This window comes from Bradyrhizobium sp. BR 1432, assembly GCF_051547705.1.
Lineage (GTDB): Bacteria > Pseudomonadota > Alphaproteobacteria > Rhizobiales > Xanthobacteraceae > Bradyrhizobium > Bradyrhizobium zhanjiangense.
Genome location: NZ_JBPUGF010000003.1, coordinates 3,908,857 through 3,930,064 on the forward strand (window position 1 = coordinate 3,908,857; position 21,208 = coordinate 3,930,064).

The 21,208-nt window shown below is 63.3% G+C and carries 20 protein-coding genes and 3 pseudogenes; 14 read left to right on the forward strand and 9 right to left on the reverse strand.

From position 1 onward, the window contains the following. Nucleotides 1-18 precede the first annotated feature (18 nt). A complete protein-coding gene (locus ACSKB8_RS18825) occupies nt 19-963 on the reverse strand; it encodes a sulfonate ABC transporter substrate-binding protein (RefSeq protein ID WP_438105636.1) in 945 nt (314 codons plus the stop codon). A gap of 491 nt (nt 964-1,454) precedes the next feature. Here ACSKB8_RS18825 and ACSKB8_RS18830 point away from each other — a divergent pair, with 491 nt between their 5' ends. Continuing rightward, a complete protein-coding gene (locus ACSKB8_RS18830) occupies nt 1,455-2,612 on the forward strand; it encodes an IS4 family transposase (protein ID WP_438103250.1) in 1,158 nt (385 codons plus the stop codon). Between the two features lie 167 nt (nt 2,613-2,779). On the opposite strand, the gene ACSKB8_RS18835 is transcribed toward ACSKB8_RS18830, so the two are convergent. From ACSKB8_RS18835 to ACSKB8_RS18845, 3 genes are all read right to left on the reverse strand, one after another. Continuing rightward, the gene (locus tag ACSKB8_RS18835; RefSeq protein ID WP_438105637.1) at nt 2,780-3,943 is read right to left on the reverse strand and encodes a cytochrome P450; all 1,164 of its coding nucleotides are present in this window, start codon (nt 3,941-3,943) and stop codon (nt 2,780-2,782) included. 89 nt (nt 3,944-4,032) lie between these two features. Continuing rightward, a complete protein-coding gene (locus ACSKB8_RS18840) occupies nt 4,033-4,899 on the reverse strand; it encodes a L,D-transpeptidase (RefSeq protein WP_438105638.1) in 867 nt (288 codons plus the stop codon). A 158-nt stretch (nt 4,900-5,057) separates the two neighbouring features. After that, nucleotides 5,058-5,840: a helix-turn-helix transcriptional regulator gene (locus tag ACSKB8_RS18845; protein ID WP_438105639.1), complete on the reverse strand. Its 783-nt coding sequence runs from the start codon at nt 5,838-5,840 to the stop codon at nt 5,058-5,060. A gap of 275 nt (nt 5,841-6,115) precedes the next feature. Here ACSKB8_RS18845 and ACSKB8_RS18850 point away from each other — a divergent pair, with 275 nt between their 5' ends. Together ACSKB8_RS18850 and ACSKB8_RS18855 are read left to right on the forward strand one after the other, a co-directional pair. Continuing rightward, nucleotides 6,116-7,387 (forward strand): SDR family oxidoreductase, encoded by a 1,272-nt coding sequence (locus tag ACSKB8_RS18850; RefSeq protein ID WP_438105640.1) that lies wholly within the window; start codon nt 6,116-6,118, stop codon nt 7,385-7,387. Continuing rightward, nucleotides 7,387-7,866, forward strand: a complete 480-nt coding sequence (locus ACSKB8_RS18855) for a DUF2269 family protein (RefSeq protein WP_438105641.1) — start codon at nt 7,387-7,389, stop codon at nt 7,864-7,866. The genes ACSKB8_RS18850 and ACSKB8_RS18855 overlap by 1 nt, the downstream gene beginning before the upstream one ends. A gap of 63 nt (nt 7,867-7,929) precedes the next feature. On the opposite strand, the gene ACSKB8_RS18860 is transcribed toward ACSKB8_RS18855, so the two are convergent. Next, nucleotides 7,930-8,430 (reverse strand): septal ring lytic transglycosylase RlpA family protein, encoded by a 501-nt coding sequence (locus ACSKB8_RS18860; RefSeq protein ID WP_438105642.1) that lies wholly within the window; start codon nt 8,428-8,430, stop codon nt 7,930-7,932. A 216-nt stretch (nt 8,431-8,646) separates the two neighbouring features. Next, nucleotides 8,647-9,852: an LLM class flavin-dependent oxidoreductase gene (locus tag ACSKB8_RS18865; RefSeq protein ID WP_438105643.1), complete on the reverse strand. Its 1,206-nt coding sequence runs from the start codon at nt 9,850-9,852 to the stop codon at nt 8,647-8,649. Between the two features lie 262 nt (nt 9,853-10,114). On the opposite strand from ACSKB8_RS18865, the gene napE reads away from it, so the two are divergent. From napE to ACSKB8_RS18895, 6 genes and pseudogenes are all read left to right on the forward strand, one after another. Continuing rightward, a complete protein-coding gene (gene napE, locus ACSKB8_RS18870; RefSeq protein WP_128936439.1) occupies nt 10,115-10,300 on the forward strand; it encodes a periplasmic nitrate reductase, NapE protein in 186 nt (61 codons plus the stop codon). A gap of 26 nt (nt 10,301-10,326) precedes the next feature. After that, the gene (locus ACSKB8_RS18875; protein WP_438105644.1) at nt 10,327-10,686 is read left to right on the forward strand and encodes a chaperone NapD; all 360 of its coding nucleotides are present in this window, start codon (nt 10,327-10,329) and stop codon (nt 10,684-10,686) included. A 17-nt stretch (nt 10,687-10,703) separates the two neighbouring features. Continuing rightward, the gene (napA, locus tag ACSKB8_RS18880) at nt 10,704-13,217 is read left to right on the forward strand and encodes a nitrate reductase catalytic subunit NapA (protein WP_438105645.1); all 2,514 of its coding nucleotides are present in this window, start codon (nt 10,704-10,706) and stop codon (nt 13,215-13,217) included. After that, complete coding sequence (locus tag ACSKB8_RS18885) at nt 13,214-13,684, forward strand: nitrate reductase cytochrome c-type subunit (protein ID WP_438105646.1); 471 nt, start codon at nt 13,214-13,216, stop codon at nt 13,682-13,684. Before napA ends, ACSKB8_RS18885 begins: the two co-directional genes overlap by 4 nt. After that, a pseudogene (locus ACSKB8_RS18890) lies at nt 13,681-14,333 on the forward strand (NapC/NirT family cytochrome c). The gene ACSKB8_RS18885 and the pseudogene ACSKB8_RS18890 overlap by 4 nt, the downstream one beginning before the upstream one ends. 88 nt (nt 14,334-14,421) lie before the next feature. Next, nucleotides 14,422-15,538 (forward strand): annotated as a pseudogene (locus tag ACSKB8_RS18895) (ATP-dependent DNA helicase). 146 nt (nt 15,539-15,684) lie between these two features. On the opposite strand, the gene ACSKB8_RS18900 reads toward ACSKB8_RS18895, so the two are convergent. Beyond that, the gene (locus tag ACSKB8_RS18900) at nt 15,685-17,361 is read right to left on the reverse strand and encodes a caspase family protein (RefSeq protein ID WP_438105647.1); all 1,677 of its coding nucleotides are present in this window, start codon (nt 17,359-17,361) and stop codon (nt 15,685-15,687) included. A gap of 246 nt (nt 17,362-17,607) precedes the next feature. On the opposite strand from ACSKB8_RS18900, the gene msrA reads away from it, so the two are divergent. The 4 genes and pseudogenes from msrA to ACSKB8_RS18920 all read left to right on the forward strand — a co-directional run bounded on the left by msrA (nt 17,608) and on the right by ACSKB8_RS18920 (nt 19,535). After that, nucleotides 17,608-18,312 (forward strand): peptide-methionine (S)-S-oxide reductase MsrA, encoded by a 705-nt coding sequence (gene msrA / locus ACSKB8_RS18905; RefSeq protein ID WP_438105648.1) that lies wholly within the window; start codon nt 17,608-17,610, stop codon nt 18,310-18,312. Between the two features lie 30 nt (nt 18,313-18,342). Continuing rightward, on the forward strand, nt 18,343-18,762 hold the full coding sequence (msrB, locus tag ACSKB8_RS18910) for a peptide-methionine (R)-S-oxide reductase MsrB (RefSeq protein ID WP_128936446.1): 420 nt from the start codon (nt 18,343-18,345) through the stop codon (nt 18,760-18,762). 107 nt (nt 18,763-18,869) lie between these two features. Continuing rightward, nucleotides 18,870-19,034, forward strand: coding sequence for a DUF3309 family protein (locus ACSKB8_RS18915; protein WP_091888324.1), 165 nt, complete (start codon nt 18,870-18,872; stop codon nt 19,032-19,034). A 214-nt stretch (nt 19,035-19,248) separates the two neighbouring features. Beyond that, nucleotides 19,249-19,535, forward strand: a pseudogene (locus tag ACSKB8_RS18920) (hypothetical protein). 234 nt (nt 19,536-19,769) lie between these two features. On the opposite strand, the gene ACSKB8_RS18925 reads toward ACSKB8_RS18920, so the two are convergent. Next, entirely contained in the window at nt 19,770-20,312 is a 543-nt protein-coding gene (locus tag ACSKB8_RS18925) for a DUF4112 domain-containing protein (protein ID WP_091888320.1), read from the reverse strand. Nucleotides 20,313-20,373: 61 nt separating this feature from the next. After that, a complete protein-coding gene (locus ACSKB8_RS18930; protein WP_438105649.1) occupies nt 20,374-20,799 on the reverse strand; it encodes a DUF5413 family protein in 426 nt (141 codons plus the stop codon). A 145-nt stretch (nt 20,800-20,944) separates the two neighbouring features. Here ACSKB8_RS18930 and ACSKB8_RS18935 point away from each other — a divergent pair, with 145 nt between their 5' ends. Then, nucleotides 20,945-21,193, forward strand: a complete 249-nt coding sequence (locus ACSKB8_RS18935; RefSeq protein WP_091888316.1) for a hypothetical protein — start codon at nt 20,945-20,947, stop codon at nt 21,191-21,193. The last annotated feature ends 15 nt before the right edge of the window (nt 21,194-21,208 follow it).

Genomic DNA, 21,208 nt, shown 5'->3' on the forward strand with positions numbered 1-21,208 from the left:
GAAGGCTGGTCGGCACGATCAGGCTGCCGGGTTGCGCCAGACGATGTCGCGGATGACGATCGGCTTCGGGATCAGGCCGAGTTTGTAGAAGCGGTCGGCAACGCCCTGCTGGGTCGCGACGATGTCGTCGGTGACCGGGCCGACCACGAAGTTCGCGCGATTGGCCGCGACGGTCTGAATGTCCAGCGGGACGCCGGTGATCGCGGCGAGCGATTTGGCGACCTCGTCGCGGTGCTGTTCGGCCCATTTACCCACCGCGGTCGTCACATCGACGATCTGTTGCAGGACCGCCCCGTGGTTCTTCGCGAATTCGCGATTGGCGATGTAGAAGGAGTTGGTCCTGGTGACGTCGCGCGAATTGATCAGGATGCGGCCACCCTGCTTGGTCTCGCCGATCGCAAAGTAAGGATCCCAGATCGCCCAGGCCTCGATGCTGCCATTGGCAAAAGCAGGCCCGGCATCCGGCGGCGTCAGATAGACCGGCGTGATGTCGGCATAGGTGAGACCCACTTTCTCCAGGGTCTGCACCACGATGTTGTGGGCGCTGGAGCCCTTGGTGAAGCCGATACGCTTGCCCTTGAGATCAACGATGGAGCGGATCGGCGAATCCTTCGGCACCAGGATGCCCTGGCCGTTGGTGATGGGTTGGCCCGCAGCATAGACGATCGCGGCGCCCGCGGCCTGCGCGAACACCGGCGGGGAATCGCCGACCGCGCCGAAATCGACGCTGCCGACATTCATGGCTTCCATCATCGGCGGGCCCGAAGAGAACTCGATCCATTTCACGTCGATACCTTGCGGCGTGAAATGTTTTTCCAGCGCGGCCTGCTGGCGCGCGATCACCAGCACGCCGGTCTTCTGGTAGCCGATACGAATTTCCTTCACCGCGCCTTGCGCGTTGGACGCGAACGCCGCTGCGGCCGCAGTTCCAACGGAAAGCTTCAAAAAGTCCCGACGCTGCATTCAACACTCCCGGCCGCACGCGGCCGTCCTTCATTCGCGTTTCTCGAATGATGGTGCGACTTATCGGAGGTGTCGAGACGTGCGGAGAAATAGCGATACGAGCACTGCGCGCGAGGCGGCGCGCATGATCAATCTTTCAATCGGGGAAGCGAATGCAACGCGAATTTTTTCTGCACGCGAATGTGACAATCGCACGCACCCGGTAAGAAAGTGCGAAAACAACCCCATGCACAGTAGCCAAGGTCTTGCTTCAACACGGATTTCTTATTTTACGAACTTCGTTTGACGCGTCGGGCAAAACAGTGGCATTATGTCATCGTCGCGGACTAGGAGCCGTGTGGCGCGAAGCTCCATGCACCACCTCCGCTGTCATTCCCCGCGAAAGCGCAGGGCTGTCCGGGGAATGATTCACTGTGTCGCGGAGCATGCCCGGGTTTTCCCGGCTTGAAGCAGGTACTTTCTGGTTGTCGAGACTCAGAAAGGGGCCGGGCATGCGGTTTAGCGATAGCATTTTTGGAAGGCTGCTTGAACCGATCAATCGGCGGCAGTTTCAGACGACTGTGGATCGTTTGGATGGCGATGCCTACGACAAGACGTTCGACAGCTGGGATCATCTTGTCGCATTGATATTCTCCCAGCTCAGTGGCGTCGACAGCTTGCGTGCCCTTGAGGCGATCTGGAACGCCAATTCGCATCATCACTACCATCTTGGTGTCGGCAAATTGGCGCGCTCGACGCTTGCGGATGCCAATGCCCGACGGCCGGTCAGTATCTTCGCAGAAGTCTTTGAGCGATTGTCTGGGCATGCCGACCGAGCGCTGAAGCGGGAGGGTGCCGAGATGCTGCGGCTGATCGATGCGACGCCGGTGCCGCTGGATCAACTCAGCACCTGGGCCGGTTGGAACGGACGTACCCGTGGTCTCAAGCTTCACGTGGTTTACGATCCCGGCTCGGATCATCCGCGCCGTCTGGCGATCACGCCGTCGACGGTCAATGACGTCACACCAGCCCAGCAATTCCCGATCGAGGCCGGCGCCACCTATGTGTTCGACAAGGCCTATTGCAGTTATGCCTGGTGGACACGGCTTCACGACGCGGGCGCCTGCTTCGTCACCCGCCAGAAGAAGAATCTGCGCTTCAGAGCTACACGCTGGCGGAAGCTGCGGAAACAAAAGGGGAAGGGCTTTAAAATCATCGACGATGCTGAGGTAAAGCTCCTCAGCAGCTCCAAACTTGCTGTTCCGATGCGCCGCATACGCCTCAAACGCGATGACGGTACAAAACTGACCCTCATCACCAACGATCTGAAGCGTTCGGCCATCGAAATCGCTGCGCTTTACAAAACACGCTGGCAGATCGAGCTGTTGTTCCGCTGGATCAAGCAGCACCTCAAGCTTCGCAAATTTCTCGGCCGCTCCGAGAACGCGGTCCGTCTGCAAATCCTCGCCGCCATGATCGCCTATCTGCTGCTGCGGATCGCCGCACGCGAAAGTCGTCTAATCATGCCGGCTATCCGCTTCGCAGGTCTTGTCGCCGCGTCGCTGTTCGCACGAAAACCAATCGCCGACATCGACCGACCTCCCAAGGTGAACCCATCCGCTGCCCGCGACAGAAGCTCCCCCGACCAGATCAGCTTCTGTTATGCATAGAATTCCCGGACAGCCCTGCGCGAAAGCGGGGAATCCAGTATTCCAGAGACGTCAATGCTTCACACAACTGCCGCGGCGTACTGGATCGCCCGCCTTCGCGGGCGATGACACCGAACGTACGAGGGGCGCATGCCATCCCGCTGACACTCGCGCAGGCACCAGCCGGTCTAATGCCATCTCAACGGCAGATTGAGCAGCCCGCGGAAGGCCCAGCCGCCGAACCGCGCCGGCTCGTCATCGGCGATCTCGAGCTGCTTGACGCGCGCGAACACGGTCGGCAGCGCGACGTCGGCGATCATGGCGCGGGAAGCCCAGGCGCCGGCGCAGAAATGCGGGCCGGCGCCGAAGGCGACGCTCTTCGACGTGTCTCGTCTTACGTCAAACTGGTCGGCACGCTCAAAATGCTTCTCGTCGCGATTGGCCGAGCCGAACATCAGGAACACGCGCTCATCGAGCTCGAATGACACGTCGCGGATGCTCCAGGGTCTTGCGATGCGGCGCGGCGACATGCCGATCGGCGAGATCCAACGGGCATATTCCTCGAACGCCTGGAGCCAGGACACCTCGCTCCTGCGCACGAGATCGAGCTGGTCGGGATGGGTGAGCAGCGCCCATACCGTGCCGGCGATCGCTTTGCGCGGCTCGTTCTGGCCGCCTGAGATCGCGAGCTTGACGTTGGCGCGCACGCTTTCCATGGGCATGCCGGAGGCGAGGAGCACGCTGAGGATGCTCCGGTCGGGATTTCTGCGCATCACCGGCAGGATGTCGTCGATCGCGGCGTCGATGCCTGACGTCGCGGCATGGCAGCGCGCCTCGACCGCGGGATCGCCGGCATAGTTGGCGATGCCCTCGATCATGCCCTGCGACCACGCATCCATGTCCTGGAAACCGATATTGGTGAGGCCGGTGATCGACTTCAGGCATTCGCCGGAGAACGGCAAGGCGAAGTCGCGCATGAAATCGATGCGCCCGGGTTCGATCGCGTCGAGGATGCGGTCGGCATGGGCCTGGAACTGCGCGGTCCAATGCGCCTTCACCGTCTTCGGCGACACCGTTGGAAACATCGCGCGGCGCTCGACCTGATGCGCCTCGCCGTCCTTGCGCATCATGTTGTGGCCCATCAGCCGGTTCATCAGGCCCGCGGGCTGGTGCGAGGAGAACACGTCGATCTGCTTCTCGGAAATCGAGATGTCGTCGCGGCTCGCCAGCAGCGTCGAGCCGAGCTGCGGCACGAAGGCGATCGGCGCCTCCTCGCGCATTTTCGCGAGCATCGGATAGGGGTCGGCCCAGAATGTATCAGGGTCGATGTCGATGCGCGGCGCGGTGCTCAAGGCGGTCTCCCCTGGATTCTCGTTTGTTCCAGGCCAGACTAGCGAACTCCGCGGCAGGCGTCTGTCCCTAGCGATAGGGACGGACTGAGTTACTGGGCCTCGGCGATCTTCGGTCCAAATGACGGCATCTGCGCGTTAGCCGCCGAGGGCCGCTTCGACGGCGATGCCGGGTCCGGCAACCGGAAAGCGGCGTCGGACGGCGCTCCCTGGGATGGTCGGCGGGCAGCGGTTGCCGGAAGCACGATCACTTTCGCCCCGACCTTCACCCGCTCATAAAGGTCCACGACGTCCTCATTGGTCAGCCGGATACAGCCGGACGAAACCCGCTTCCCGATCGTATCGGGCTTGTTGGTGCCGTGAATTCGATATTCGGTCTCGCCGAGATACATCGCCCGAGCGCCGAGCGGATTGCCGGGACCGCCTGCCATGAACCGTGGCAGATAAGGCTGACGCGAGACCATCTCCGCAGGCGGATGCCAATCCGGCCATTCTGCTTTACGGGCCACAGTCTGTTCACCGGACCATGTGAAACCTTCGCGGCCGACACCGATGCCGTAGCGCATCGCTTGCCTGTCGTTCAGAACGAAATAAAGGAAAGTGTTTCCGGTATCGATGATCACGGTGCCCGGCGTCTGATGGCTGGCGTAGTCAACCACCTGCCGAACAAGGGCTCCGGGACCGTCAGCAGCTTTTGGTGGTTCGGCCAGAGGCGCCGGGGCCGGAATCGGAGCCGGAGCCGGAGCCGGCGCTGATGCATGAACGGGAGTTGCCACGTAAACCGGAGTTGACGACGCCTGGGCTTGTTGCGCGGCCGGTTTTCGTATCGGTTGCACGCTCGTCGGGCGAGACAGCAAACCGTACCCCAATGCGGCGACGGCCACGACGCCAATCGCGACTCTCGCGACCATTGGTATCGCGAGCGTCTCTGCCTTTCCACGTTTCGCCCGCTTACCCATATCTTTCCCCAGGTCACTATGCCTGGAAGAGGTACCCAGCAAAATTTAAGAAACTTCGAAGCGATGTCGCTCAGATCGGAACCGTCTGCGATGGTTAACGCCGAATCCTTGTTCGGCGTATCCGCTTTGGAAATAGATATCGCGGACTTAGAGTCCCCTCAGTTCAGGCCATGAGGCCCCGCAAGCAGGCGCAGCACGATCGCGAACAGTTCATTCTGCGAGGAGATGCCAAGCCGCTCATAGGCGCGCTTGCGATAAGTCAGGGTCGAATGCAGGCTGATGCCGAGCCCTTTCGAGATCGCCTCGGAGCTGTAGCCTGCGAGGATGTGCCTGCAGACCTCCTGCTCGCGCGGGGTGAGAGCGGCGAGCGGAGCGCAGCTCGCGAATAACGCGGCCAGTGTCTGATCGGGCGTTGCGGTCTGCTGAAAATGACGGGCGACGCTGGCGCCGATCGCCGGTGCAATCGCCCGAAGCCGCTCGCGCTGCGCGGCGCTGAATCGGCCTTGCGCGGCGATGCGGTAGAAATTGACGTAGAAGCAGGTGTCATCGACCCAGATCGCGGTCGCGCATTTGTCGACGATGCCGGAATCCTGGAAGAAGATTTTCCGGTAGCGCGCCCCATACATGCGCGGCGCGAACGCGGGCAGCATGATCGGCGCGCCGCTCTCGCGTTCGAACAGCGCATCGCGGTTGGGATCGGATTCGTGAAACTGTCCGGCATAGGCGGCACCGAGATCGCCGCCGATCGGGATGTTGCCGGCATCGAGCAGGCAGCGCGCAGCGCCGGCGCGGCTCAGCGCGAACACCATGCAATGGCCGACATCGGCCTGCCGCCGCAGCGTATCGATCAGGACGTTCGGGAAATCGGCTCGGCCGATGGCGAGCACCGCCGACGTGACATCGCCAGCCGCTGGATGTGCAGGCACCGCCTGAGACCGCATCGTTCTCTCCCTAGCGCTTTGTGCCGATTTTACCAGCAACTGCGATAGGTCGAAAGGCTGCAACGGGGTCAAAACCTGCCGTGGACCAAGGCCGATGTTGTGTCCGCGATGGGCCCGGAAGCGTAAGCGGTAACGGCCGGCAATCTAGGCGGTGGTTGCAGCAGCTCACCAGTTCCGCCGCGAGGAACGATCGCATCAGCCCGGCTTTATTCGTCAGCATCATCAGAGTTTGAAGCGGTTTGCGGTATCCGGGCCGCCAACCGAAGGACCCGGTAATGCGCATCCTTCTCGTTGGGGGTACGGGGCTTATTGGATCGGCAATCCACGCCAGGCTGTCCGCCGAAGGGCATGAATGCGTATTGGTGTCGCGTCATGCGGCGGCACCCGATACGCGCCACATCAGCCTCGATGTTGCTCGGACCACCGATGCTTCGACATGGAAGAGCCTTCTTGCAGGCGTCGATGCCGTCATCAATGCGGCGGGTGCGCTACAGGGACAGAACATGCAAGGCGTTCATGTCGCCGGCAGCGCGGCGCTTTATGCGGCCTGCGAAAGCGCGGGCGTCCGCCGTGTCATCCTGTTCTCGGCGATCGGCAGCAATCGCGATGCCCGGACCGATTTTTCTCGCACCAAACGGGACGGCGAAGCCGCCTTGATGGCGCGTGACCTCGATTGGGTCGTGCTGCGGCCTTCGGTCGTGGTGGGCCGGCCCGCCTATGGTGGCAGCGCGCTGTTGCGAGGGCTGGCGTCACTACCGGTTCTACCGGTCATGCCGGACACGGCGGCGATCCAACCGGTGCATCTCGACGATGTCGTCGACACGGTTGTGTTCTTCCTGCAACCCGGCGCGCCTTCCCGCCTCGCGCTTGATCTGGCCGGTCCGCGGCGGATGGTCTTCAGCGACGCGGTCGCGCTGTTTCGCTCTTGGCTGCGCTGGAGGCCGGCTTACCGCCTGCACCTGCCTTCCTGGGCGGCTTCGGCAGCCTACCGCGCCGGTGACGTTGCGCAGATGCTGGGCTGGGCAACGCCGGTCAACGCGACGGCACAGGGCGAGATGCGGCGCGGCGCGACCGGTGATCCCGAGCCCTGGCGTCAGGTCACCGGCATGAGGCCGCGCGATCTCGAAGTCGCGCTCGCACGCGAACCCGCCTCGGTGCAGGAACGCTGGTTTGCACGGCTCTATGTGCTCAAGCCGCTGGTATTCGGCGTCTTCGGCCTGTTCTGGATCTCCACAGGCATCATCTCGCTCGGCCCGGGCTGGGAAATTGGAATGTCGTTGCTCCGGGAAGGCAGGCTGCAAGAACAATTCGCGGCTCTCACCGTCATCGCCGGCGCACTCGCCGACATCGTCATTGGCCTTGCGATTCTTTGGCGGCCTTTGAGCCGCTATGGGCTGTGGGCAGCACTGATCATCTCGCTCACCTATGTCGTGATCGGTACGACACTGGTGCCGCGGCTGTGGGCCGATCCACTTGGGCCGATGCTGAAGATCTGGCCGGTGCTGATGCTCAATCTGGTCGCCATGGCGATCCGAGAGGATCGCTGATGCTCTATTTCCTTGTGAAGATGCTGCACATCATCGGTGCTGCGGTCCTGCTCGGCACCGGTGCCGGTATCGCCTTCTTCATGCTGGTGGCGCATCTACGCGGTGACCCGCGCGAGATCGCGGGGGTCGGGCGGACGGTCGTGCTGGCCGACTTCCTGTTCACGGCGAGTGCCGTGATCCTGCAGCCGATCACCGGCACATGGCTCGCCTGGTCGGGCGGGTATTCCCTTGGCGATGGCTGGATTGCGGCATCCATCGCACTCTATGTGGTGACCGGCGCCTTCTGGCTGCCGGTGGTGTGGATGCAGATGCGAATGCGCGATCTTGCCGTCCGTGCGGTCGAGACCGACGCCAAGTTGCCCGCCGAATATGACCGTCTCTTCCGGCGGTGGTTCGCCTTCGGATTTCCGGCGTTCGCAGCCGTGCTGGCTATCTTCTGGCTGATGATCGCCCGCCCAGCTATTCCATACTGGGACTAGATTGACGCGTCTCTTCAGAGCCTCGCTGTCCGGGACGTGCACTGCCTCTTCCACGTGGGATTTTCAGCCCACCGGTCCCAGTGTCCAATCGTCCCCTGAAAGCGGGCTGACTCTCACGTCCTTAATGACTCCGCGCTCCAGGCTTGGATCGAAATGGCGCATCGTGCGCTCGTTGAAGTCAATGATGCGGCCGGGCCGGAGTGGTCCGACGTCATTGATCTTGACGATGACCTTCTTGCCTGCGGCCTCGACGAGGGCATATTTCGGCCTCACACCAAATTGGACCCCACCAAATTTCCGGCGCAAGCTTGTCTTGATGGCAGCCGTCCAGGCAGAGGGATCATAACGCTCGCCGGATGCTGTGCGCGGACCGCCCTCCTCCTTGCCGGGCTTGAATGGATTGTACATGGATGCGGCGCCTACGACCGCATTCCCAGAGATGGCATCGACATCGACGACGGCATTTGAGTGACCCCCACGCGTTTCACTTCGAGCAACGGTAACAGAAACGGCAAGCGCAAGCAGGGCGCCGCAAATTGCGGCGCTCGAGCGGAACAGCATCATAACTCCTGTGATTTTTTCGTCGTCCGGTTCCCGACACCGCAAACAGGCGCAAGCGAACGCGGAAGCGTTCACGAAACTTGCGCCGATGTTTTGCGGATTCGCGCCAACCCCTTGGCTATGGAACCGTTGTGTGAACCAGGGCGGTTCCCACGCAGTGTTTTAAGTTGTCACCGACTAAGACAGAGATTGCGTCAGCAACATGACTTAGCGAACGGCCTATTCCGCGGCCGCCTTCACCGGGGCGACGTTGATCGCGAGCTTGCCGTAGCGATCCGTAAAAGCCTGGGTGTCGATCTCTTCCAGCTTGATCTCGCCGCTCATCACGCCCTGCTTCCAGGCCGCCTGCGCCGGATCGTTCTGGAACTCGGGCATCACCTCGCGGCCGAATAGCTCGAGCGATTCGCAGATGTGCTCGTGGCTGTTCTTGCCGGCCTGGTTGAGCAGGATGACCTGGTCGATATGCGAAGACTGGAAGCGCTTCAGCTTCCTGCGGATGGTCTCGGGCGAGCCGATCAGGCCGCCGCGCAAGGCCGCCTCCTGCGCTTGCGGATTGTCGCGCTTCCACTTGTTGTACTCGTCCCACATGTTGACGGTGCCGGGCGCGGGCCGCTGGCGGTTCTGCGAGGCGCCGTAGAAGCGCAGCGCGAACTGGAAGAAGGTGGCGCCGTCGGCGCGGGCACGCGCCTCCTCGTCGGTCTTCGCGCACATGAAGAACGAGACCAGCGCCATGTTGGGATTGATCTCGTAATCGGCGAGCTTGGTGAGCCGCTTGGTCATCGCGTTGTAATAGGCGTGCACCCAGGCATGCGCGGCATCGGCGCTGACGAACTGAAAGCCGAGCGCGCCGAAGCCGTGGCGGCCGGCGCGCTCGATGGTCGGCAGTTGCGAGCACGCCATCCACAGGGGCGGATGCGGCTTCTGCACTGGCTTCGGCACGACGTTACGCAAGGGGATGTCGAAATACTTGCCGTGATGCTCGCTGCCGCCATCTTTGAACATCGGGAAGATCGCGGCTACGGCCTCCTCGAACACCTCCTTCTTGGTCTCCATGTCGCGGCTGAACGGGGTGAGCTCGGTGATGGACGCGCTCTCGCCCATGCCAAATTCACAGCGGCCGTTACTGGGCAGATCGAGCACCGCGACGCGCTCGGCGACGCGTGCCGGATGGTTGGTCGTAAGCTGGAGGATGCCGTGGCCGAGCCTGATCTTCTGCGTGCGCTGGCTTGCAGCGGCGAGAAAGGATTCCGGCGAAGGCGAATGCGAATATTCTTCGAGGAAATGATGCTCGACCACCCAGGCATGGTCGTAGCCGAGCTTGTCGGCAAGCTCCATCTGCGAGAGCGCGTTCTGGTAGAGCCTGAGTTCGTCGCCGGCCACCCAAGGCCGTGGCAGTTGCAGCTCGTAGAAGATACCGAACTTCATGGCGTCGCTCTCCCGCATTGTTCTTGTTAAGCGCATCTTAATGCGCGAGGTGGCGCTGTCCACCGACTAGCAATTCCGTCATACGGACATCGCTCGGCCTGACGCGGGATCAACGCAACGCTAACGCTTGCTGTGTGCGACATGCCCTCGCCCTGAGCCGTTGATTCAAATCAAGGTAACTGGACCTCATCCTCCTAAGGTGCCGGCAGGTAACGGCCCGGATGCCGTCTCGCTTCCCATATCCCTATCAGAGAGTCCGAATATGTCGGCCCCTGACGACACGACAGACCGCGTGCGCCGTAAGCGCATGGAGATCTTCGCCTTCCTGTTTCTGACCGCGGTCGTGATGCCCGTCCTCGCGGTTGGGACCGTCGGCTCTTACGGCCTCGGCGTCTGGATCTACCAGATGTTCGCCGGCCCTCCCGGCCCGCCACCCTCCCCGCATTGATCCCTAAGAAGCGAAAGGCAGGCATCATGGCCCAAGCCTCACTGAACAAAGCCTCAGTCAACAAAGCCTCACTCAACAAGGCCACACTCAACCGCCGTGCCCTGATCACCGGCCGGGTGCTCAGCGATGAGCGCATCATCCCGCCACCGGGATGCGAGATCGCCAGCATCCTGGTGCAGGCGCGGCCCGAGCGGCTCGCCGAGGTCGAAGCCGAAATCACCGCGCTGCCTGGCTGCGAGATCCATGGCCGCGACGCGCGCGGCAAACTCGTTGTCGTGACCGAAGCGCCCGATGCCGGCAGCCTCGGCACCCTACTCAACACCATCCAGTCGCTGCCAAACGTTTATTCCGCCGCGCTGGTCTTTCACGCCATCGAAACCGCCTAAAGGCCGGGAGAGCCATCATGACATCGCCCAAGCTCGACCGCCGCCAGATGCTGAAGTTGGAGGCGGCCGCCATCGCGGCCGCTGCTGCCGGGCTGCCGGCTCCGGCGCTCGCCGCCAATCTCGTCACCGAGCGCAACAACAGCCAAATGAAGTGGGACAAGGCCGCGTGCCGCTTCTGCGGCACCGGCTGCTCGGTGATGGTCGCGACCAAGGACAATCGCATCGTCGCCACCCATGGCGACATCAAGGCCGAGGTCAATCGCGGCCTCAATTGCGTCAAGGGCTACTTCCTCTCCAAGATCATGTACGGCCATGACCGCCTGACGCAACCGATGCTGCGCAAGACGGCTGGCCAATATGACAAGAACGGCGAGTTCACGCCTGTTACCTGGACCGAAGCCTTCGACATCATGGAGCTGAAGTGGAAGGAGGCGATTAAGAAGCGCGGGCCGAACGGCGTCGCCATGTTCGGCTCCGGCCAGTGGACGATCTGGGAAGGCTACGCAGCCTCAAAGCTGTTCAAGGCCGGCTTCCGCACCAACAACATCGATCCCAATGCGCGTCACTGCATGGCTTCCGCGGTGGCCGGCATGATGCGCACCTTCGGCATCGACGAGCCGCCCGGCTGCTATGACGACATCGAGGCGACCGACGCCTTCGTGCTGTGGGGCTCCAACATGGCGGAGATGCACCCGATCCTGTGGACGCGTCTGGCCGACCGCCGTCTCTCCGCGCCGCATGTCCGCGTCGCCGTGCTCTCGACCTTCGAGCATCGCTCGTTCGACCTCGCCGACATCGGCATGGTGTTCAAGCCGCAGACCGACCTCTACATCCTCAACGCCATCGCCAACCACATCATCAAGACCGGCCGCGTCAACAAGGATTTTGTTGCCGCACATACGGTGTTCAAGCGCGGCCAGACCGACATTGGTTATGGATTGCGGCCCGAGCACCCGCTCCAGAAGAAGGCGACCGGCGCGGCGAAACCCAACGATTCCACGGACATGAGCTATGACGAGTTCGTCAAGTTCGTCTCGGAATATACGCTGGAGAAGGCGGCGCAGATGTCCGGCGTGCCGCTGAACCGCCTCGAGGCGCTCGCTGAGCTCTACGCCGATCCAAAAACAAAAGTGGTCTCGTTCTGGACCATGGGCTTCAACCAGCACACCCGCGGCGTCTGGTGCAACAACCTTGTCTACAACATCCATCTTCTGACCGGAAAGATCTCCGCGCCCGGCAACAGCCCGTTCTCGCTGACCGGTCAGCCGTCGGCCTGCGGCACCGCGCGCGAGGTCGGCACCTTCTCGCACCGCCTGCCGGCCGACATGGTCGTGACCAACAAGGCGCATCGCGATCACGCCGAACACATCTGGAAGCTGCCCGAGGGCACGATTCCCGACAAGAACGGCGCGCACGCCGTGCTGCAAAGCCGGATGCTGAAGGACGGCCTGATCAACGCTTATTGGGTGCAGGTCAACAACAACCTGCAAGCCGGGCCTAATGCCAACGAGGAGACCTATCCCGGCTTCCGCAACCCCGACAATTTCATCGTGGTCTCGGACGCCTATCCCTCGGTGACCGCGCTTGCCGCCGATTTGATCCTGCCGACCGCGATGTGGGTGGAGAAGGAAGGCGCCTATGGCAATGCCGAGCGGCGCACGCAGTTCTGGCATCAGCTCGTCTCCGCGCCCGGCGAGGCGAAATCCGATCTCTGGCAGCTGATGGAATTTTCAAAACGCTTCAAGATCGAGGAGGTCTGGCCCGAGGAGCTGATCGCCAAGAAGCCGGAGGTGCGCGGCAAGACGCTGTTCGACGTGCTCTACCGGAACGGCCAGGTCGACAAATTTCCGGTCTCCGACATCGAGCCCGGCTATCTCAACGACGAGTCCAAGGCGTTCGGCTTCTACGTCCACAAGGGCCTGTTCGAGGAGTACGCCACCTTCGGCCGTGGCCATGGCCACGATCTCGCGCCGTTCGAGGCCTATCACCGCGAGCGCGGGCTGCGCTGGCCGGTGGTCAACGGCCAGGAGACGAAGTGGCGCTTCCGCGAGGGCAGCGACCCCTACGTCAAGCAGGGCACTGACGTGCAGTTCTACGGCTATCCCGACGGCAAGGCCCGCATCTTCGCGCTGCCCTACGAGCCGCCGGCGGAATCGCCCGACAACGAGTATCCGTTCTGGCTGTCCACCGGCCGCGTGCTGGAGCACTGGCATTCCGGCACCATGACGCGCCGCGTGCCCGAGCTCTACAAGGCGTTTCCCGAAGCCGTCTGCTTCATGCATCCTGACGACGCGCAGGAGGCGAAGCTCCGCCGCGGGGATGAAGTGAAGGTGGTCTCGCGCCGCGGCTTCATCCGCGCCCGCGTCGAGACGCGCGGCCGCGACCGGCCGCCGCGCGGCCTCGTGTTCGTGCCGTGGTTCGACGAATCCAAGCTGATCAACAAGGTGACGCTGGACGCCACCGATCCGATCTCGCTGCAAACCGACTTCAAGAAATGCGCCGTGCGCATCGAGCGGGTGAGCATGTCATGATGAAACGATCCGCAATCGTCCTGCTCGCCCTCGCGATCGCGGCCGGCGCGAGCTCCCTGACCGCGCAGACGGTGACATCGGGCCTGCGCGGCCCGACCCCGCTCAACGACGAGGGCCCGGCGCCGCCGATGCTGCCGAACCGCAATACTTCCGAGAGGGAGGTGCGCAACTATCCCGAGCAGCCGCCGGTGATCCCCCACACGATCGATGGCTACCAGGTCGATCTCAACGGCAACAAGTGCCTGTCCTGCCACGCGCGGGCGCGCACCGCGGAATCGCAGGCGCCGATGGTCTCGATCACGCACTTCATGGACCGTGACGGCCAGTTGCTGGGCTCGGTCTCACCGCGGCGCTTCTTCTGTACGGAATGCCACGTGCCGCAGAATACCGCCAATCCGCCCGTCAGCAACGATTTCACCGACATCGACACGCTGCTGTCGCGCGCCAGCCCCGGTGGGCGCCGATGACCACGACAGCTGATGACTCCAATGCAGAGCGCAAGGCCAGGCGCGGCTTTCTCGCGCGCAGCTGGGATTTTGCGCTCGAACTCTGGCAGGTGCTGATCCGGCCGAGTTCGGTGTTCGGGCTCGGCGTGCTGGTGCTGGCGGGCTTTGCGGCCGGCGTGATCTTCTGGGGCGGCTTCAACACCGCGCTGGAAATCACCAACACCGAGAAGTTCTGCACCGGCTGCCACGAGATGAAGGACAACGTTTTTGCCGAGCTGAAATCGACCATCCATTTCAGCAACCGCTCCGGCGTGCGTGCCACCTGCCCGGACTGCCACGTGCCGCACAACTGGACCGACAAGATCGCGCGCAAGATGCAGGCCTCCAAGGAGGTCTGGGCAAGATCTTTGGCACGATCGACACAAGAGAGAAATTCCTCGACCACCGGCTCGAACTCGCGGCGCATGAATGGGCGCGTTTCAAGGCCAACGATTCCCTAGAATGCCGCAACTGCCACAGCGCCAATTCCATGGACATCACCAAGCAATCGCCGCGGGCCTCGGTGGCGCACCAGCGCTTCCTGTTCACCAAGGAAAAGACCTGCATCGACTGCCACAAGGGCATCGCCCATCAATTGCCCGACATGCGCGGCGTTCCCGGCTGGCAGTAGGGTGGTCGGCCCGGCTTGAACGGGCGCTGCGAATGGTTAGTTTTGGGGGATGGCGAATCGGTCGATTTCGCCCTTCTTCAAGACAGAGATGGCGACATTCACCCCGCATCAGGACGCCGCGCTCAAGGCCGTTGGCGATTGGCTCAAAGCAAAGCCCGGCCGGGGCGGCACGCCGCCGGTGTTCCGCCTGTTCGGCTTTGCCGGCACGGGCAAGACCACGCTGGCGCGGCACATCGCCGAGGGCGTTGACGGCGAGGTGAAGTTCGCCGCCTTCACCGGCAAGGCCGCGTTGGTCATGCGCAACAAGGGTTGCGACGATGCCTCCACCATCCACTCCCTGATCTACCGCGCCCGCGAATCAGGTGAGGAGCAGCCGAGTTTTGAGCTGTGGGACGACGCGCCGGCGTCCAAGGCCAAGCTGATCGTGATCGACGAATGCTCCATGGTCGACGCCGAATTGGGCCGAGACCTGATGTCGTTCGACTGCCCGCTGCTGGTGTTAGGGGACCCCGCGCAGCTGCCGCCGATCCAGGGCGGCGGCTTCTTCACCAATTCGGAGCCGGATGCGATGCTGACCGAGGTGCATCGCCAGGCCCAGGACGATCCGATCGTGCGGATGTCGATGGACGTTCGCGAGGGCCGCGAGCTCGACATCGGCCGTTACGGCGAGAGCGAGGTGGTCTCCCGCAAGGAGCTCGACCCCGATCGCGTCATGGGCGCCGACCAGGTCCTGGTCGGGCGCAACAACACACGACGCGCCTACAACATGCGGGTGCGCCAGCGCCAGAACATCGAGGATCAATTCCCGGTCGCCGGCGACAAGCTGGTGTGCCTGCGCAACAACCGCAAGAAGGGCCTGTTCAATGGCGGCCTGTGGCGCGTGAAGTCGCGCAACACCTCGCGCTCGAAATCGCGCATCCTCAGCATGCGGCTGTCACCGGACGAGGATTTCGGCCACAAGGTGACGAAGGTCTCGGTACGTGCCGACTGCTTCGAGGGCGGCATCGAGCAGATCGCCTGGGAGCAGCGCAAGCCCTATGACGAGTTCGACTACGGCTACGTGCTCACCGTGCACAAATCGCAAGGCTCGCAATGGGACGACGTCGTGCTGTTCGACGAGAGCTTTGCGTTTCAGGAACTCGAGGGCGCGGTGGCTGTACACCGGGATCACGCGGGCGGCGAAACGGCTGAGCATCGTGGTCTAAGGCTGCGGTCCCGTAGGGTGGGCAAAGGCGCATAGCGCCGTGCCCACCATTTTTCTGAGTACGCATCGAGAATCGTGGGCACGCTTCGCTTTGCCCACCCTACGGGACCGCGCATGAGGCGCGCGTCTCGCGTCCCACACGCCCCCTCACTTCCTCGCAACAAAATAAAAATCCTCGCGCCCCGGCGGCGAGCCGTAGGTGAACGGCTGCTGTTCGTGCCGGGTGGCGGCCCAGACGTCGTCACGGATGATGTCGAACAATTTCCTGATCTCGACGCGCGGCTGCCTGATTTCGCGGGCGAGCGCGGTGGCGAACGGGCTGTTGGCGCTGCCGTCGCCGTCCATCGCGGTCTCGCCGTGCTTGGCGGCGTAGACCACCATGAAGCCGGCACCGGGCTCGATGTTGGAGAAGCCCCTGTCGACCAGTTTCAGTGCCAGCGTGCGCTGCATGGTCGGCGCGAACGGATTGTCGCGGCAGGCATCCAGGACCACGAGACGCACTTTCCGCGCGGCGCCGACGGCGGCGATCACCTGCTCCAGCGCGACCGCTTCGGTCTCGGCGTCCTTGTCCGCAGTGAGCTTTGCGTCGACCGGAACGAGATAGTTCACGCCGCCGATCTCGAAACCGTGGCCGGCATAGTACACCACGGCCCAATCGGCCTTTTCCGCTTCCTCGGCGAAGGCCTGCAGCGTCTGGAAGAATTTGTCGCGGGTGAGGTCGCTCGTGGACATCACGGTCTGAAAGCCGAGATCGCGCAGCACGCCCGCGATCAGCTTGGAGTCGCGCGGCGGATTGGGCAATGCATGCACGTTCTTGTAAGCGCCGTTGCCGATCACCAGCGCGACGCGGCGCCCGACGGCCGCGCCGCCCGGCGTTTGCGGCGTCAGCGCGGCGAGCCGCTCCTGGGCGATAGCGCGGGCGCGCGCAACCTCGGTCTCGTCGAACCTGGTCAGCGAATAGGCCGCGGCGCGGTAATCGGCGCGCGCCTGGGCGAGATCCTTCCTGCGCTCGTAGATCTGGCCGCGGCCGGAATGGGCGCGGACATTGTTGGGGTTGATCTGGATGGCCGTGTTGTAGTCCTTCAGCGCGGTGTCGAGATCGCCCTTCATCATGTTGACGTCGGCGCGGTTGTTGATCGCAAACACGTTCTTCGGCTGCTTCTCGATCAGGCCGTTGCAGTCGGCAAGGGCCTGCGCGTACTTGCCCATCATGCCATAGGTGATGCAGCGATTGGCCGCGATCTGCGGCGCGGCCGGATCGATCTTCTCGGCTTCCGCAAAGTCGGCGATCGCGCCATCGAAATCCTTCATCAGCGTGCGCACGCGGGCACGGTTGGTCCAGCCGAGCAGGAATTTGGGCGTGTATTTGATCGACAGGCTGAAATCGTCGAGCGCACTTTGCAGCGCCCCCCGGCGCGCCTGGATGACGCCGCGGTTGTTGTAGGGAACGCCGTAGGCCGGCCGCTTCTGGAGCGCGAGGTTGTAGTCGGCCATTGCGAGGTCGTCCTCGCCCCTGCGCTCATGGGCGAGGCCGCGCAGGTTGAGCGCTACGACATAATCGGGATCGAGGTCGAGGGCCGTGGACAGGACTTCGATGGCGTGGACGTAGTCGCGCTTGTTGATCAGCGTGTTGCCGCGCACGGACAGCGCGATCGCCTTGTCCTTGCCGGCGACACGGTCGGCGTTGAGCAGATTGTCGCAGGCCGTCGCGCGGGCCTGAAGCTCCGCCTGGCGGTCACGGCAGATGGCAAGGTCGTCACCGGCTTCGGCGTGCGCCGTGCCCGTGGCCAGGACGACGAGGATCAGGGAAATGACGCGCAGCATGTTATCAGGCCAGCTCTAGCCACCATTTTTCTAGGTCGATCATCGATCGTGCGGGTTCATCTAGCGCGGAGTTCCCGATCCCGCCAAGTCGCGCGGTCCGAAGCCACTTCTCACGGACTCGTGTCCGTCCCGGCGTAACGATCGCCCCCCGTCCCCGTATCTCGGATGATCGAAAACGCCGCCGCGCAGGCTGTTCGCCCGACGCCGGCCGCCCTAGACTGTCAGACCTTCGGAAAGAGGATCGCCATGCGCCGACCTGTCGCCCTGTCCCTGTTCGCCGCAACCGCCGCCCTGACGCTGGCTTTTGCCATGCCGTCCCGGGCTGCGGAGGATGCGGTCGTGATCCCCACCCCCGCCATGGATGCAGCGCCCGCGAGCGGCATCCAGACCGCCGTCATCGCCGGCGGCTGCTTCTGGGGCGTTCAGGGCGTCTTCCAGCACACCGCGGGCGTCGTCAATGCCGTCTCCGGCTATGCCGGCGGCACCAAGGCGACCGCCGACTACCAGACTGTCTCCAGCGGCCGCACCGGCCACGCCGAGTCCGTCGAGATCAAGTACGACCCGAAGAAGATCTCCTACGGAAAGATCCTCCAGATCTACTTCTCGGTGGTGCACGACCCGACCCAGCTCAACCGCCAGGGCCCTGACGTGGGCTCGCAATACCGCTCGGCGATCTTCACCACCTCCGACGAGCAGAAGAAGGTGGCGGAGGCCTATATCGCCCAGCTCAATGGCGCCCGCGTCTTCAACAAGCCGATCGTGACCAAGGTCGGTGCGCTGGAGGCATTCTATCCGGCGGAGGCCTATCATCAGGACTATCTGACGCTGCACCCGAACCAGCCCTACATTGCCTATAACGACCTCCCCAAGGTCGAGAACCTGAAAAAGCTGTTCGCGGATAATTACATTGAGAAGCCGACGCTGGTGAATGCCAGCAAGGCAACCAACTGATCGCGAGATCACGAGAGAAACGGGAGACCCATGCCCGACGCCAAGACGAAAATAACGGACGACAAGGTCATCAAGAGCGAAGAGCAGTGGCGGCGCGAGCTGACGCCGATGCAGTACGCGGTGCTGCGCGAGAAGGCGACCGAGCGTCCCTTCTCCGGCGAATATGAGCACGACGAGCGCGCCGGCACTTACGTCTGCGCCGGCTGCGGCAACGTGTTGTTCGAGTCCGACGCCAAGTTCGATTCCGGCTGCGGCTGGCCGAGCTTCACCGAGCCCGCGGTCGAGAGCCATATCGACGAGGAGCGCGACACCAGCCACGGCATGATCCGCACCGAGGTTCTGTGCTCCAAGTGCAGCGGCCATCTCGGCCATGTCTTCCCCGACGGCCCCGGGCCGACCGGCCTGCGTTACTGCATCAACTCCGCCGCGCTGAAGCTCGAGCCGAAATAAGCTCGCGCTCGCCGGGTTCCAGCATGGAACCCGGCGGCTTGATGTGCTTTTCTCCTCTGGCGGTGCGGCCGATCAGCGCATTTTGGCGGCCGCCAGGGAGGGATGCCATGTCACTCGGGACCATCCTGATCATCCTGGTGATCATCTATCTCGTGGGCGGCCTGTCCGGCCGCTTCGGCGGTTATGGCTATGGCCTTGGCCATTCCGGCATGGGGATCGGTGGCGTCGTGCTGGTGGTGCTTGTCGTGCTGTTGCTTCTTGGCAAGTTGTAAACTATGTAACGCATTGAAATTGCTTGATTTATTTCGTGCGCGGGGCTGCCATGCGCGGATTCACGTTCTCCCATCGCAGGGGTCGCATTTCTGTCAAAACGGCCTATATTAGGGGGCGAAAATGACATGTGTGGCGGGCCCGCTCGATTGCGACCTCTGCCCTCCCCAACCCCACGCGCTTAAAGCCCCAGAGAAGATCACGAGGTCTTTGACCATGCGTCCACTGCGTCCGTTCAACTTCAACACCTCCGCCGAACTTTTCCCGCCGCGATCCGCAAGAAGAAGCGGGCGGGCTTCACCTATCGCCGGTTCGGCACCGCGGCCGAAGCCGTGCAGTTCGCGATGGAGCAGTTGCCGACGGATTCGCTGAACGGCGCCTATCTCCAGGTCGAGGAAGCGCGCTTCGACCAGAACGGCATCCGCTCGCTCTATGAGAGCGAAGCCTTCCCGCTGCCCCGTCGCCGCAAGGCTGATGCCAGCACCGACGCCGACGCGGCGTAAGCGCAAGCCTCCGATGTGCGCAGAAGGCGCGATGGCCGAAGGGCCATCGCGCTTTTTGCATTGTTAGTTCTCCCTCTCCCGCTTGCGGGAGAGGGCTGGGGTGAGGGTATCCCCGCGATCGAGAACCCCCAAGAGGCGAAAACCCCCACCCGGCGCTACGCGCCGACCTCTCCCGCAAGCGGGAGAGGTGCAGCGAGCCTGACGCTCGAACGGCTCATCAAAATTCCTAGGGCTTCAGATCCGCGGCTGCTTCTCCAGCCAGCGGCGGAGCAGGCGCACGTTGCGCATGTTGGCGCGGAACATGACGTCGAAGGCGTCGCCCGCGAACGGCACCATGCCGACCACGCCGTCGACCGCGACATTGCCGAGCATGCGCGCCGTGATGTACCAGGGCGCGCCCAGCGCCCTCGCCTCGCGCACCAGCCACAACGAGATCGCGGTGGTGATGATGTCGCCGACGACCGGGATCAGTCCGATCAGCCCGTCGATGCCGTAGCGGATGTTGGTGCCGGGCAGGATGAAGGCGACATCGAGCAACTTTGCGATCGCCTCGAGCCGCGCGATCCGCTGCTCGCGCGTCAGATTGCCGAACGGATTGCCTTGGCCGAACTCGAAGCGAAACTCGCGAAACCCCTGCTCCAGCGTCTCGGGACGGATCTCGTGCCCCTCCTGGTCGATGATCGGCCCGCGCGCCTCCTTGCCTGAAAAGGTCGCCCGCGAGCCGCTTCCCGAACGGGATCGGCGCGGAGCAAGGATATCGTCGTCGGACATGGTCATGGCCTCCAAAGAACGCGGTGCCGCGGCAGAGGTTGCGGCGCCGCGCCCGATGGTCGCGCGCTCAGGTCGGTGCCGCCACGGCTTGCGGCTCCTCGACATATCTATGCACGAGCCAGGACGAAATCACCGCGGGCACGAACCCGACGAGGCCGTACAGGATGAACTGCACCGCGCCCGAATCCGGCCCGCGCGAGCTGTAGATCAGCGAGGCCAGGACGAAGGCGAGCAGGCCGACCAGCAGCATCCGCAAGCCCGGGCCGATCCGCCTGATGTGGACCAGGATGTTGTCGACCGCGCCAAGCATCACCGAGGGCAGGATGCCGAACAGATAGCTGTATTGCAGGGACTTGAAGAACACAGCGAACAGCTTGCCAACCTCGCCGAGGCTGGTCTGGGCCCAATAGCCGGACTGATAGGTCGTCGTCAGCAGCAGCAGGAACCCGCCGACGAACGGGCCGACCAGCGCAAACACCAGATAGCGTTTCATCGAGCATCCCCTCAACTTCGCCAGCCTTATAGCAGCGCCACGGGAACCTTGAATAGCGGGGCGCAAGCCTCCTTGAGGGGAACAAGTGGCAGGGCGATGAGTTCATGCAGGACCTGAATTTAACCCTGGCAGATCGGAGCCGCCGATGGCCCGTCAACTCGTTCTGGCGACAATCGCGCTGGCAGCCCTGACCGGTCTGTCGAACGCACCTGCTCTTGCCCAAGGCCAAGGCCACATGGGCACGCCGCAGGAGCAGAAGGCCTGCTCGCGGGATGCATCGCGCCTGTGCCGCAAGGACCTCGGCAATGACAGCGCGGTTCAGAGCTGCCTGCAGGCCAACCGGGCCAAGCTGTCGAAGTCTTGCAGCAAGGTGTTTCAGAGCCACGGCATGTGAGGACCGGAACCCGCG

Excerpts from the sequence above, each read along its gene's own strand:
- ACSKB8_RS18825 (WP_438105636.1), bottom strand. The coding sequence starts at position 963 with ATGCAGCGTCGGGACTTTTTGAAGCTTTCCGTTGGAACTGCGGCCGCA.
- ACSKB8_RS18830 (WP_438103250.1), top strand. The coding sequence starts at position 1,455 with ATGCGGTTTAGCGATAGCATTTTTGGAAGGCTGCTTGAACCGATCAAT.
- ACSKB8_RS18840 (WP_438105638.1), bottom strand. The coding sequence starts at position 4,899 with ATGGGTAAGCGGGCGAAACGTGGAAAGGCAGAGACGCTCGCGATACCA.
- ACSKB8_RS18845 (WP_438105639.1), bottom strand. The coding sequence starts at position 5,840 with ATGCGGTCTCAGGCGGTGCCTGCACATCCAGCGGCTGGCGATGTCACG.
- ACSKB8_RS18850 (WP_438105640.1), top strand. The coding sequence starts at position 6,116 with ATGCGCATCCTTCTCGTTGGGGGTACGGGGCTTATTGGATCGGCAATC.
- ACSKB8_RS18855 (WP_438105641.1), top strand. The coding sequence starts at position 7,387 with ATGCTCTATTTCCTTGTGAAGATGCTGCACATCATCGGTGCTGCGGTC.
- ACSKB8_RS18860 (WP_438105642.1), bottom strand. The coding sequence starts at position 8,430 with ATGATGCTGTTCCGCTCGAGCGCCGCAATTTGCGGCGCCCTGCTTGCG.
- ACSKB8_RS18865 (WP_438105643.1), bottom strand. The coding sequence starts at position 9,852 with ATGAAGTTCGGTATCTTCTACGAGCTGCAACTGCCACGGCCTTGGGTG.
- napE (WP_128936439.1), top strand. The coding sequence starts at position 10,115 with ATGTCGGCCCCTGACGACACGACAGACCGCGTGCGCCGTAAGCGCATG.
- ACSKB8_RS18875 (WP_438105644.1), top strand. The coding sequence starts at position 10,327 with ATGGCCCAAGCCTCACTGAACAAAGCCTCAGTCAACAAAGCCTCACTC.
- napA (WP_438105645.1), top strand. The coding sequence starts at position 10,704 with ATGACATCGCCCAAGCTCGACCGCCGCCAGATGCTGAAGTTGGAGGCG.
- ACSKB8_RS18885 (WP_438105646.1), top strand. The coding sequence starts at position 13,214 with ATGATGAAACGATCCGCAATCGTCCTGCTCGCCCTCGCGATCGCGGCC.
- ACSKB8_RS18900 (WP_438105647.1), bottom strand. The coding sequence starts at position 17,361 with ATGCTGCGCGTCATTTCCCTGATCCTCGTCGTCCTGGCCACGGGCACG.
- msrA (WP_438105648.1), top strand. The coding sequence starts at position 17,608 with ATGCGCCGACCTGTCGCCCTGTCCCTGTTCGCCGCAACCGCCGCCCTG.
- msrB (WP_128936446.1), top strand. The coding sequence starts at position 18,343 with ATGCCCGACGCCAAGACGAAAATAACGGACGACAAGGTCATCAAGAGC.
- ACSKB8_RS18915 (WP_091888324.1), top strand. The coding sequence starts at position 18,870 with ATGTCACTCGGGACCATCCTGATCATCCTGGTGATCATCTATCTCGTG.
- ACSKB8_RS18925 (WP_091888320.1), bottom strand. The coding sequence starts at position 20,312 with ATGACCATGTCCGACGACGATATCCTTGCTCCGCGCCGATCCCGTTCG.
- ACSKB8_RS18930 (WP_438105649.1), bottom strand. The coding sequence starts at position 20,799 with ATGAAACGCTATCTGGTGTTTGCGCTGGTCGGCCCGTTCGTCGGCGGG.
- ACSKB8_RS18935 (WP_091888316.1), top strand. The coding sequence starts at position 20,945 with ATGGCCCGTCAACTCGTTCTGGCGACAATCGCGCTGGCAGCCCTGACC.